This is a genomic window from Maribacter sedimenticola, from assembly GCF_900188415.1.
In the GTDB taxonomy this organism is placed as follows: domain Bacteria; phylum Bacteroidota; class Bacteroidia; order Flavobacteriales; family Flavobacteriaceae; genus Maribacter; species Maribacter sedimenticola.
In genome coordinates this window covers 187,671-200,875 of record NZ_FZNV01000003.1, presented here as the reverse complement: position 1 = coordinate 200,875, position 13,205 = coordinate 187,671, and the positions used below count along the sequence as shown (strand labels likewise).

Genomic DNA, 13,205 nt, shown 5'->3' with positions numbered 1-13,205 from the left:
CAGTCAATCTAATTTAATATCCAAATACTATAATTTAAATAGGTGGCAAAACAAACCCATAGCACATAAGGTACCAACAATATAGCGGCAAGTTTACTTACCAATTTAAACCATTTAATAGTCAATAGTAATACTATTAAAAGGGTTATGATGATCAAAAGACCTAAAAATGGTTGTCTTAGACCAAAGAAGATAATGCTCCATAAGGCATTTAATAACAATTGAAAGCCAAAATGATAGAGGCCGGTTTTCACCCATTTGTGGTAAAATCCTTTGGCCCAAACCCAACCAGCTGAAATACCCATAAATATATAAAGAACGGTCCATACAGGGGCAAATACCCAGTTTGGAGGGTTCAATGCGGGTTTGTTCAATGTAGTGTACCACGTATTTACAGAACTTTGGGTGGCTACACTAGCAAGAAAGCCAATGGTTAAGCATACTAATATGCCAATGGTTACATAGGTAAGTTTGCTTTTCAATCTGTAGGTGTTTAGCTCTAAAATAAGGATTTATTTTAATTGACGGTCCTAAAAACTATCTTTGCGCAAAGAGAATATTCAATGATTGAAACAGATTTTATTCCCGATACGTTAAATTTAGATAAAGATCATGGTATTGTTCAGTATACTTCACCTAGCAATATTGCCTTGATCAAATATTGGGGCAAGCTGGAAAATCAAATTCCGGCAAATCCATCAATCAGTTTTACGCTCAATGCTTGCTCTACCACAACAAAAATTGAATATGTAAAGTTAGGGAAAAAGGCTTCGGATTTTTCTTTCGATCTTTATTTTGAAGGGTTGCCCAAAGAGGAATTTAAGCCGAAGATAACTACCTTTTTTAAGCGGATAATTACCTATATGCCCTTTTTGTTGGAGTATAGGCTTTCAATACATACCAGCAACACTTTTCCGCATAGTAGCGGTATTGCGTCCTCTGCAAGTGGAATGTCTGCCCTGGCCTTGTGCCTCATGGAGATGGAACGAAGTTTTACTAAAAATATGACAGATGATTATTTTGACAGAAAAGCATCTTTTTTATCCAGATTGGGTTCTGGTAGTGCATGTAGAAGCATAAACGGACCTTTGGTGCAATGGGGTAAAAGTAATTTTATAGAAAGTAGTTCCGATCTTTATGGAATTCCTTTTCCCTATGACGTACACCCCATTTTTAATAATTTTCACGATACCATATTATTGGTTGATAAAGGTGAAAAACAGGTTAGCAGTACAGTGGGTCATGATTTAATGCACGGCCATCCTTTTGCTGCAAATAGATTTAAGCAGGCAGATGATAATTTAGGAAAAATTATAGGAGTGTTGGAAAGTGGTAATATAAAGGAATTTATAAACATTGTAGAAAGTGAGGCGCTTACCCTACATGCCATGATGATGACCAGTAACCCGTATTTTATATTAATGAAACCCAATACACTTTCTATTATTAATGCAATTTGGGAATTTAGGGAAACCTCCAAGACACATGTTTGTTTTACATTGGATGCAGGAGCTAATGTGCATGTATTATACCCTGAAAATGAAAAAGATAAGGTGTTTTCTTTCATTAAGGAGAAATTAGTTCCTTTTTGTCAAAACGGACAGTATATTTGCGACCAAATAGGTCAAGGAGCAAAAAAAAAGTAATATACGTTTAAGGTTGTACAGACGTTATGTATAATATATCATATATATTTTGTTTAACCTTTTTAGGTAAAAGGTTAAACTTTAACTGAATCTTTGATCATATTTGGTTAGTTTTTTAGATATTTGCCAAGACTTTACATATGAAAGGACCATTATTTTATTCAAAAATTCTTCTTTTTGGGGAGTATGGAATCATTAAAGACTCCAAAGGATTATCTATACCTTATAATTTTTATAATGGCGCTTTAAAATCTGATTCCGTTCTATCACCAGAAGCAGAGAAATCAAATAAAAGTTTAGCTGCCTTTGCAGATTATTTGGAAGAACTTTCAGAAAATGATGATGATTTTGTGACATTTGATTTGCAACTGCTTAAAAACGACATTTCATCCGGAATGTATTTTGATAGTTCTATACCACAAGGGTATGGGGTAGGTAGTAGCGGTGCTTTGGTAGCCGCAATCTATGATAAATATGCCAAGGATAAGATTACGGTGCTGGAAAATCTTACCAGGGAAAAGCTTTTAAAACTTAAATCTATTTTTGGGGCTATGGAGTCGTTTTTCCATGGAAAATCATCTGGACTAGACCCATTGAATAGTTATTTAAGTTTACCTATACTTATAAATTCCAAGGATAATATAGAATCTACCAGTATACCTTCCCAAAACAGTGAAGGTAAGGGTGCCGTATTTTTACTGGATAGCGGTACTGTTGGTGATACTGCACCTATGGTACAGATATTCATGGAGCAAATGAAGAATGATGGTTTCCGTAATATGCTCAAAAATCAATTTATTAAGCATACAGATGCCTGTGTAGAGGATTTTGTGAGTGGCAACATTAAGTCATTGTTCGGTAATTTAAAACAATTGTCCCATGTTGTTTTGGATAACTTTAAACCTATGATTCCAGTAAAATTTCATGAACTGTGGAAAAAAGGGATAGAGACCAATGAATATTATCTAAAATTATGCGGATCTGGAGGTGGAGGATATATTTTAGGCTTTACGGAAGATTTTGAAAAAGCACAAACTGCACTTAAGGACTACAAACTAGAGGTCGTTTATAATTTTTAGGACGTACCAAAATGCTCAATAGAAAAAACAAACTCTTACTTTTAAAGGTACTGAGTCTTTTTTCGGTAGTAAGGGGCTATAATATTTTGGTGATTGCCTTGGCGCAATATCTAGCCTCTATTTATATTTTGGCGCCAGATTTACCTTTAAGACAAGTGGTTTTTGATGTAAATTTATTGGTTATCGTCATGGCATCTGCCATGGTCATTGCGGCAGGTTATATCATTAATAATTTTTATGACGCAGAAAAAGACCTCATCAACAAACCAAGAAAAAGTATGTTGGATCGTTTGGTGAGCCAACGCTTTAAATTGACTACTTATTTCGTATTGAACTTTTTGGCGGTTATTGCGGCAAGTTATGTTTCGTTCAGGGCCGTATTCTTTTTTTCATCCTATATTTTTGGAATCTGGTTATACTCCCATAAACTTAAGAGAGTTCCCCTATTGGGAAATTTTATTTCCGCTACGTTGGCCATAACACCGTTCTTTGTGGTATTTGTATATTATAAAAATTTTGAGAATGTAATTTTTGTCCATGCCATATTTCTTTTTTTACTGATTTTGGCACGTGAAATGGTAAAAGATCTAGAAAATATTTCTGGTGATGTTGCGCAAAATTATAGTACTATACCCATAATTTATGGGGCTAACATTTCTAAAACGATCATTACATGTTTAATTTTATTTACCCTATTGCCATCATTATTATTGATATTCAAGTTTGATATTGGTTATATGAACTTTTACTTTATAGGGTGTATAGGATTACTTCTTTTGTTCATTTTTTTGTTGTTGAAATCAAAGAACAAGAAAGATTATGTATGGTTGCATAATATTCTAAAACTTATCATTGTAGCGGGGGTCTTTAGTATATTGTTAATAGATATTGACTTGGTACTCAATAGAATTTTGTAGTTCCTAGGATTATGTTGAAGATAAAAATTTGAACGGTAGTGCAATTTGCTACCTTTGCATAAAATTGGTACAGTTATGAGTAGGGATGATTCAAGTAGGGGAAAAAAGGCTTCAGGTAGACAGGGTGGTAATTTCAAGAAAAAAAGCTACGCACGTGGCAATGCGCCAATTAAAAAGAATGTTACACCAAACAAGCCCTCCGATCCAAATTCTATACGTCTAAATAAATATGTGGCCAACTCTGGTGTTTGTTCACGTAGAGACGCGGACATTTACATTGCTGCAGGTAATGTAACGGTCAATGGTAAGCCAATTACCGAAATGGGCTATAAAGTAAAACTGACAGATGAGGTAAAGTTTGATGGTCAATTACTGAACCCTGTAAAAAAGGAATATGTGCTGCTAAACAAACCAAAGGACTTTGTTACTACAATTAGGGATGAAAAGGGCAAAAGGCATGTTTCTGGATTAATTTCAAGTGCTTCGAAATCAAAATTATTACCGGTAGATAAATTGGAAAAGGAAGATACCGGCTTATTGCTGTTTACCAATGATGGTAGTATGACCAAAATTTTGAAAAGTCCAATAAACGGAATGCGCAAAATTTATCATGTAGTGCTGGATGTTGAACTACGTAGCGCAGATTTAAAGAAGATACAGGAAGGTGTTGTAGTCGATGAAAAACCCGTACGTGTGCAGGACATTAGTTATATCGCAGATGCACCCAAGAGAGAGGTAGGTATTGAAATCTATAGTTCTAGGAATAAAATTGTAAAGCGCCTGTTTGAAACCTTGGGTTACAATATTCAAAGATTGGATCGGGTCGTTTATGGCGGGTTGACCAAAAAGGATTTACCTAGAGGACATTGGAGGTATTTGACCCAACAAGAAATCATTAATCTAAAAATGATCAAATAACCCTAAGTTTTCTTAATTAATCTGTAGGGAACCCTTCGCCAAATCTATAAGTAGCAATTATTCCGTGGGAATTGCCCAGAGGAGAATTGTTCGTGGCAATATTGTAACTGTAAATGGCCCTTATATTTTTAAACAGATAAATTCCTGCCAATAAATTTATTGAGGAGTTTGTCCTATACCCTGTGCCAAGTTCAAATTTATTTTTAAAACTTACGGCTACATTCATATCCACTTGAAATGGAGAACCTTTTTCATACTTTAAAAGTAAGTTGGGCTTGACCATCAGTTCCTCAAATTTATTGGAGAAAAACCGGTATCCCAAATATCCATAATAAGGGACGTTGATTTCCACATTATCATCAGAAACCAATAAATCACCAATTACATTGGGTGTGGACAAGCCAACATAAACGTCCGCTAGATTTAAAAGAAAACCAAGGCCCACCGTAGGTATGGTCGCATTAATGTTCATAGCAAAATTAGGATCGTTCATTATGCCCAATTCCAATAGATTATCCTGGTATTGTTGTACACCAGGAGAGATGGAAAAAGATAGTGAGTTAGGCGTATATATTTGCCAATAGGGCCTATTCTTTTTCGTATCAAAGAAAATCTTATAGGAATAGGTTGCAAAAGCACTCGTTGACGTGGTTACTCCGATCTCATCCCTTATGAGTCCGGCACCAAGTCCTATCTTGCCTCTGTTGAACGGACTATGAAAACTAAGTGCAAAACTTGTGGGACTTCCTTCTATTTGATTAAAAAAACCTGTATTGCTTATCCCTATTTCCGCGCTTGGGGCCAATCCGGCAAAAGCAGAATTTACCAAATACGGATTATAATTGTATTCAGAAAAACTAGGTGACTGCTGCGCTAAAATGCTATGTATGGCAAATATGAAAAGTAGTGCCGCAAAAGCGATGTTTTTATATAAATGTTTCATGTGACTATCGCTTTAATACAAGGAAACCTTGAGTTTTGTTTAAAATAGTTTCACCCTCTATTTGTATATTGAAGAAGTAAGTACCAGATGGAAGTATATCCGCTCCCATTTTGGTTTTCATATTGGCGGTACCCGAGAAAATGTGGGATGCATTATCATAATTTTCAATTTGAAAAACCATATCGCCCCAACGGTTATAAATGGTGACAACATTTTGCGGATAATATTCTATATGTTCAATATGCCAATAGTCATTTATACCATCTCCATTTGGTGAGAATCCGTATTTTGTATCATCTTCCGGTACTAAAGTGGTAAAAGTAAATTGATCACAATCCATTGCGTCTCCAACAGTATTATAGGCCGTTATGGTTACATGGATTTCAGTTCCAAAAGGGAATTCTTCAGGGTGGGTATAGCTTGTTTCCGTACCCATATCCAAATTGTCCGCCAAGTCATTATTTTGTGGTGAAGTACCAATAGATATACGATAACCATCTGTTTTTTCTACTTCATTCCATGTTATAACACTTTCCAACGGAACATCACGTTCCCCATTTGCAGGGGATACTATTGTGGCACAATCCGGAGCTATCCTGCCGGTTTCAAAGCTATCATACGAGCAATTTTGAGCATCTCCCGATGTATTGTATGGAATTATACTTACATAGATCATTGTTTCCGATGGAAGATTTTCTGCGAACGTGTAGCTCGTCAAAGATGCAACATCTTCGTTTTCAACAATATCCGTACCGTTTGGTGTTGTACCTACGGATATTCTATAGCCATCGGCATCAAGCACATTGTTCCATTCTATATCTGTAGTAACGGGGATATTTATTCCATCTTGCAATGGTGCAATTAAATCGGTACATACAGGTAAAGGGCGTATGGTAAAACTTTCGGGAGAGCATCCCGCTGCATTTCCAAGCTCATTGTAAGGAACTATGGTAACCGTAACGGTTTCTCCCTCATTAAAATTCTGAGGAAATGTGTACGACGTATCTGTAATGTCCAAATTGTCAACATTGTTGATCGTGCTAGAATCTGCCGTTACTGTTAGCCTATAACCGTTTGCATAAGGGTCCGAATTCCAGGATATTTCATTTACCTGTGCCAACACTTGGCCATTTTCCGGAGAATTTAGATTGGTACAGTTAGGAATTGGTTTTATCGTGAAGCTTTCTGCTGGGCAGTTTATAGCTTCACCGGCATCGTTGTAGGGTGTAATGGATACGGTAACCGTTTCCCCTTGTTCAAATTCGTTAGGGACCGTATAGGTGTTGCCAGAAGTTATGTCAAGATCTATAACATTGTTTACTGTGCTACTGCTCGCCGTTACTGAAAGTCTATACCCCACAGCTGTATCAATGGGCATCCATTCCAAGGTTGGGTCAACAGGTAGGTCAATTGCACCATTTACAGGTGATATTAAGTTGGTACATACCGGTACGGACTCTATGGTAAAACGTTCCGTAGTACAGCCAATGGCGTTTCCTGATTCATTATAAGGAACAATATGTACGGATACCGTTTCACCTTGGTCAAAACTGGAATTAAAAGTATACGAGGTATCCGTAGTTTTAAGTTCGGTTATATTATTTGCAGTACTGGCACTTGCGGTTACTGATACAAAATATCCGATTGCATCGCTCACTGCATTCCATGAAATAGAAGTGTCCAAATCTACATTTGTAGCTTCATTTAGTGGTGCGCTTAAGGTTGTACAACTAGGTACAGGTTTAATGGTAAAAGATTCTGAATTACACCCTATGGCATCACCTGAAGTATTATAAGGTATTACGGTTACCGTTACGGTTTCCCCTTGTTCAAAATCATTGAGGAAATTATAGGAATTACCTGTGGTAACATTGGTATCCGTTAAATTATTTGCCGTACTGTTACTGGCCGTTACTGTTAATTTGTAACCTTCGGCACCTAATACGGGTGCCCATTCTATGTTGGTGTCCGTGTTAACATCTACCGCATTGGAAAGAGGTTCTGTTAACGTTGTACAATTTGGTCTAGGTGGTGGAACAATGGTAAAGCTTTCTGGGGTACAAGGGCCTACCGCATCACCAAAACTATTGTAAGGAACAATGGTCACGGTAACCGTTTCCCCTTGTTCAAAGTTATTGGGAAAGTTATAGGTAGTTCCTGAAGATATGTCTAGCCCCATAACATTGTTTGCTGTAGTAATACTAGCGTTTACCGTTAACTTATAACCAACTGCACCGGCAGTAGCATTCCATTCAATACCTGTATCTACGGGTACATTGACCGCTAAATTTGCAGGGCTTGATAGGCTTGTGCACTGGGGAGGACCGTTGGTAGTAAAACGTTCTTCGCTACATGTTGGATTGCCGTTGTCGTTATAAGGAGTTATAGTAACAAAAATTGTAGTATTCTCTGGCAAGTCTGTTGCTAGATCATAGGTAATGACGTTACCTACGTCTCCGGAAAAAATATCCGAACCACCCGATGAAGTTCCTACGGTCAGTAAATATCCTGTAGCCGAGGTCTGTTCTACCCAGGTTAGATTGGTGCTTGGATCAACACCGGTAGCATTGTTGCTAGGTGAGGTCAACATGGTACATGAAGGGGGAATACTGGAATCTCCCGTAGTAAAAGTCTCTTCCGTACAGTTAGCGGCATCACCTTCCAAATTATACGGTGTAATCGTTACATAATGTAATCTTCCTTCCTGCAGGTCTACAGGAATATCATAGGTAGTAACATTGCCTACATCTATATTGTTCACAACTTCATTTCCTCCGGCAGTGGTACCAACTTTGACCAAATATCCTGTAGCATTATTTATGGCGTTCCAAGTCAAATGAGTGTCTTTAGCAACATCAACGGCACCATTAAGGGGCAGTGTTAGATTGGTACAGGTAGGAGGTACGGGAATTATTTCTGTATGGAAAACTTCTTCTGTACAAGTGGCGTTGCCCTCATCATTATATGGGGTAATAGTAACATAAATATCACTGTCCTCCGGTAGATCTGTGGTAAATTCGTAATGTATGGTATTGCCCACATCCAATCCGTTCAAGATATCAGTAGCTCCGGACGATGTACCCACATTCAATAGGTAGCCATCTGCATTGGAAATGGGGTTCCAACTTAAATCTGTGCCTACGGAAATGTCATTGGCTCCATTTAAGGGAGCTGTCATGGAAGTACATTCCGGTATAGTTGCGGGATCATTGGATATGGTAAAGCTTTCTTCTGTACACGGACCAACGGCTTCCCCTTCATCGTTAAAAGGAATTAAAGTTACAAATATGATATCCCCTGTATTGAAATTGGTTGCAAATTCATAGGATGTTTCGTTGATAATGGTTTCATTGTCCACGATATCATTACCTCCTGCAGAGGTGCCGACGGTTAATCGATATCCTTGGGCAAACAAAGTGGGTTCCCATGTAATGTTCGTATTTACCGGCACATCTGTATCGCCATTTAATGGGGACGCCAGTAATGTACACTCGGGTATAGGGCAATCGCGAACATCCAAATCAAATGTCCAACCAAAGTTGGTCATGATGGACAATCTTTCTTCTTGGGCATCACAATAGGGTAATCCTTGTGCACCTAACATAATTCCATTGGTAAGGGTTTGATCAGACCAAGCAATTAAGGTATTGTCGTAATTTTCCCTAGTTAGTGCCGTATTGTCCAACATATCGTTCATGTTATTGACTCCACTAATATCCCAATCTCCCAGATATTGGTTAAAAGTAGTTGCATTATAAAAAGCGGAGCGCATACTTACATCACCTAAATTCCATAAATCCATAGCTTGATTATAAGCGGTAGCGTCCCTAAACATATAATCCATATTACCCACACCGGAAACACGCCAATTATTGAGATTTTGGTTAAAAGAGCTAGCTCCATTGAACATATTTTGCATGGTAGTGACCCCACGAACGTTCCAACCCGCTATATTTTCATTAAAACTTGTTGCGTTTTGGAACATGCTGCTCATTGTATTTACAGATGCCACGTTCCAACTGTTCAAGGACCTGTTGAACGCATATGCTTCCCTAAACATATTTGCCATGGTGGTTACATAGGTTACGTTCCAGGAATCAATATCTTGGTCGAAAGCATTTGCCCCATAAAACATAGAGGCCATATTTTTGGCTTTTTCGGTATTCCAATTATTTAAGGGTTGGTTGAACACTGCAGCATTTTGGAACATTGATTCAAAATTGGTAACTACAAAAACATTCCAATTGTTCATAGGTTGATTATATGCCTCGGCATCTTCAAACATGGACTCCATTAATGTTACGGAACTTACGTTCCAGTTGTCAAGAGGTTGGTTAAAAATAATAGCATCTTCAAACATAGCGCTCATATTGGCCACTGCACTTACATCCCAATTGTTTAAGGGTTGGTTAAAACTTTGGGTACCCCTGAACATGCCACTCATATTCACTACTGAATTTACGTCCCAATTATTTAGTGCTTGGTTGTATGAGGTGGCGTAATTGAACATATAGGACATGCTGATAACATTGGTTACGTTCCAGCTTTCAATATTTTGATTAAAGGAAGTTGCAGAGCTGAACATTGAGGACATATTGGTAACATTGTCTACGGTCCAATTGTTAAGCGGTTGGTCAAATACACTGGCACCATAAAACATAGATGACATATTGGTTACTTTAGAAACATCCCATGAGTTTAAAGGTTGGTTAAATGCTTTAGCACTATAGAACATACCACTGGTAAGGGTAACATTGCCTACATCCCAATTATCAATATTTTGATTAAATAGTTCTGCATCATAGAACATTTCATGCATATTGGTTACCGATGTAACATCCCAATTATCCAAAGGTTGGTTAAAGACATCTGCTCTTTGGAACATTTGGCGCATAGAGGTTACGGATGATACATTCCAATTGTTCAATGGTTGGTTATAATTGTCCGTATTGGAGAACATGTTATACATACTGGTAACGTTTGATACATCCCAACCATTGATATTTTGATTGAATTCATTAGCGGTATCAAACATATTGTCCATTCTGGTAACATTACTTACATTCCAGGTATCCATGGGCTGGTTGTAAATGTATGCTTGGTAAAACATAGCGCTCATGTCCGAAACATTGCTTACATCCCAATTATTGATGTTGGTATTGAATAAAGTTGCTCTTCTGAACATACTTCGCATGTCTGTCACCATAGACAAATTAGGGATATCCGTAGCATTATACTCCATATTCTCACAGAAGTAAAATGTTTGTCTCATACTTTCCCATACCTGCGATCCCCATTGGTCCATTGAAATTAATTTAAGGTTGTCCCTGTTGGAGGAGGCATGGTAAAATGATGGGAAATCTCCTATAATAGATATGGTATATATACCTGGGGCCAAATAGGTATGGGTAATATCACTACTTACATTATTGTTGTATTGTCCATCTCCCCAATCTATATTAAAATCATAATCCAAGCTGCTTAACAATTGTAATCTATATTGATTGGTGGCCGTAGACTGGGTATCTAAATTTCTGGTATCAATCGTGAATTTAAACGCATTGGGATTATTGACCCAACTTTCAACAACGGTAAAACTAATCTCCTGGCATCCTGTGGCAGGGCCTTCGCTGTTATACGGAACTACGGTTACAAATACCGTATCCCCAGCCAAAAACTCATTGGTGAAACTTACGCCCACTACATTTCCAATATCATAATTGTTTGCAGGGTTGCCGTTAATACTTACATAACTTCTTGTGCCACCTCTTTCAACTTCTATGGTAACCCTATAACCATCTGCATTTGGGGCAGGGTCCCAACGTATATCACTATTTGCAGGAGTAGCGGTATCACTGGCATGTGGCATGGTAATATCCGTACAAAGTACGTAAGAGCAGTTTACGGCATCTCCTAAAATGTTCCATCCATCAACATCGATCAAACTCTGCCGTTGTGGTAAGGCATCACAATATTGTAGATTGGTTGCGCCTAAGGTTAATCCTGTACGTACCGTTTGGTTGGACCAAGCGGTAAGGATGGCATCGTAATTTTCTTGGGAGATACCACTGTTAGATAGCATATTACCCAAATTGGTAACGGAACTTATATCCCAAACCCCAAGGTTTTGATTAAACGCGGAGGCATTGTTAAATGCGCTTCCCATGTTGGTTACCTTACTTACGTCCCAGTTGTTGAGAGGGTGGTTATATATAGAATTACCGGAAAAAATAAATGAAATATTGGTAAGGCTGCTCGTTGTCCAATCGTTCAAGGGTTGGTCAAAACCATCATTTTGTTGAAACATGTATTGCATGTTGCTTACATTGCTAACGTCCCAATTGTTCAAGGGTTGGTTAAAGGCATCTGCATTGCGGAACATTTGTGACATATTGGTCACTGATGAAACGTTCCAGTTATTGATATTTTGGTTGAACGTAGTGCTATTGTAGAACATAGAGCTCATATCCGTTACGTTGTTAACGTCCCAATTGTTCAAAGGCTGGTTAAATGACGTAGAGGTAGGGGATGAAGTTCCTGCAAACATAGATTGCATGGTCGTTACTGCAGATACGTCCCAATCATTCAACGGTTGGTCAAAAAGTCTTGCATTACGGAACATTTGGGCCATGTTGGTAACATTGCTTACATCCCAATTGCTCAAAGGTTGATTAAAATTTGGGGTATCGGCAAACATTTGCTGCATAGAGGTTACCTTGGCAACATCCCAGTCGTTCATAGGATAACTAATGGCAGATTCGTGAAACATACGGGTCATATCTGTAACATTGCCTACCTGCCATGAGCTAAGGTCCTGGTTAAAGTCGTTGGTCCTGAAGAACATTAAGTTCATATCTGTAACTTGGCTTACGTCCCAATTGCCCAAAGGTTGATTGAATTTTCTACAGGCAACGAACATACCGGCCATGTCCGTAACTTGACTAACGTTCCAGTTACTGATGTTTTGGTTAAAGTTCACACAGGAATAGAACATATCTTTCATGGAGGAAACTGCAGATGTATTCCAATTGTCCAATGGTTCGTTGAACGATGAACAGTTTTTAAATGTTTCAGACATATCGGTAACCAAGTTCGTCGTCCAGTTGTCCAATGGCCTATTAAATACGGAGCAACTTGCAAACATTCCTGATATATCCGTTACGTTGCTCACATCCCAAGAATTAACAATTCCGTTAAATGAATAACATTCCCTAAACATATTTTTTAAACTGCTTACTTGGGATAGGTCGGGAGCGGCTATAGCATCAAAATTTAGGTTTTCACATCCAAAAAAGGCGTTTTCCATACTTTGCCATTGAATGTTTCCCCAATCTAAAATTTCTATGATTTTATTTCTATCTCCGGTATCATTAAAATATATAGCGGGAAAACTACCGCTGATTTTTATGGTATAGGTTCCAGAGGTGGCATACGTGTGTAATATATTGCCGGTTACATTGGCATCTGAAGTACCATCTCCCCAATCTACATTATAATTATATGTGGTATATGCAGGGTTGGTAGGAATGCTGACTTCACTGTTCCCCGAAGAGCCCGAACTACTATTGGTGGTAGTCCAAATGGTCGTAAATTCTTGGGAGGATAGGTTTATGCTTATGAATAAAAGTATGAGGGATATAACTTTCGTTAAGTTAGGCATGTTGTTGGTTTTGTACGATGTATTATCATCAAATATGATAAT

The 13,205-nt window shown here is 38.0% G+C and carries 7 protein-coding genes; 4 read left to right on the top strand and 3 right to left on the bottom strand.

Going from position 1 to position 13,205, the window contains the following annotated elements; genetic code table 11:
- Positions 1-8: 8 nt before the first annotated feature.
- On the bottom strand, positions 9-482 hold the full coding sequence (locus tag CHB68_RS10270; RefSeq protein ID WP_089260795.1) for a TspO/MBR family protein: 474 nt from the start codon (positions 480-482) through the stop codon (positions 9-11).
- A gap of 81 nt (positions 483-563) precedes the next feature.
- Here CHB68_RS10270 and CHB68_RS10265 point away from each other — a divergent pair, with 81 nt between their 5' ends.
- From CHB68_RS10265 to CHB68_RS10250, 4 genes are all read left to right on the top strand, one after another.
- Positions 564-1,646, top strand: a complete 1,083-nt coding sequence (locus CHB68_RS10265; RefSeq protein ID WP_089260794.1) for a diphosphomevalonate/mevalonate 3,5-bisphosphate decarboxylase family protein — start codon at positions 564-566, stop codon at positions 1,644-1,646.
- Between the two features lie 140 nt (positions 1,647-1,786).
- On the top strand, positions 1,787-2,725 hold the full coding sequence (locus tag CHB68_RS10260; RefSeq protein WP_089260793.1) for a mevalonate kinase family protein: 939 nt from the start codon (positions 1,787-1,789) through the stop codon (positions 2,723-2,725).
- A gap of 11 nt (positions 2,726-2,736) precedes the next feature.
- Positions 2,737-3,642 carry a geranylgeranylglycerol-phosphate geranylgeranyltransferase gene (locus CHB68_RS10255; protein WP_089260792.1) on the top strand — a complete coding sequence of 302 codons (906 nt, stop codon included), beginning with the start codon at positions 2,737-2,739 and terminating at the stop codon, positions 3,640-3,642.
- A 75-nt stretch (positions 3,643-3,717) separates the two neighbouring features.
- Positions 3,718-4,560 carry a pseudouridine synthase gene (locus tag CHB68_RS10250; RefSeq protein WP_089260791.1) on the top strand — a complete coding sequence of 281 codons (843 nt, stop codon included), beginning with the start codon at positions 3,718-3,720 and terminating at the stop codon, positions 4,558-4,560.
- Between the two features lie 16 nt (positions 4,561-4,576).
- On the opposite strand, the gene CHB68_RS10245 is transcribed toward CHB68_RS10250, so the two are convergent.
- On the bottom strand, positions 4,577-5,503 hold the full coding sequence (locus CHB68_RS10245) for a PorP/SprF family type IX secretion system membrane protein (protein WP_089260790.1): 927 nt from the start codon (positions 5,501-5,503) through the stop codon (positions 4,577-4,579).
- A 4-nt stretch (positions 5,504-5,507) separates the two neighbouring features.
- Positions 5,508-13,163 (bottom strand): BspA family leucine-rich repeat surface protein, encoded by a 7,656-nt coding sequence (locus tag CHB68_RS10240; protein ID WP_089260789.1) that lies wholly within the window; start codon positions 13,161-13,163, stop codon positions 5,508-5,510.
- Positions 13,164-13,205 lie beyond the last annotated feature (42 nt).

Bases quoted from the DNA above. Each gene is read 5' to 3' on its own strand.
- CHB68_RS10255 (WP_089260792.1), top strand. From the start codon at position 2,737: ATGCTCAATAGAAAAAACAAACTCTTACTTTTAAAGGTACTGAGTCTT.
- CHB68_RS10265 (WP_089260794.1), top strand. From the start codon at position 564: ATGATTGAAACAGATTTTATTCCCGATACGTTAAATTTAGATAAAGAT.
- CHB68_RS10245 (WP_089260790.1), bottom strand. From the start codon at position 5,503: ATGAAACATTTATATAAAAACATCGCTTTTGCGGCACTACTTTTCATA.
- CHB68_RS10250 (WP_089260791.1), top strand. From the start codon at position 3,718: ATGAGTAGGGATGATTCAAGTAGGGGAAAAAAGGCTTCAGGTAGACAG.
- CHB68_RS10260 (WP_089260793.1), top strand. From the start codon at position 1,787: ATGAAAGGACCATTATTTTATTCAAAAATTCTTCTTTTTGGGGAGTAT.
- CHB68_RS10240 (WP_089260789.1), bottom strand. From the start codon at position 13,163: ATGCCTAACTTAACGAAAGTTATATCCCTCATACTTTTATTCATAAGC.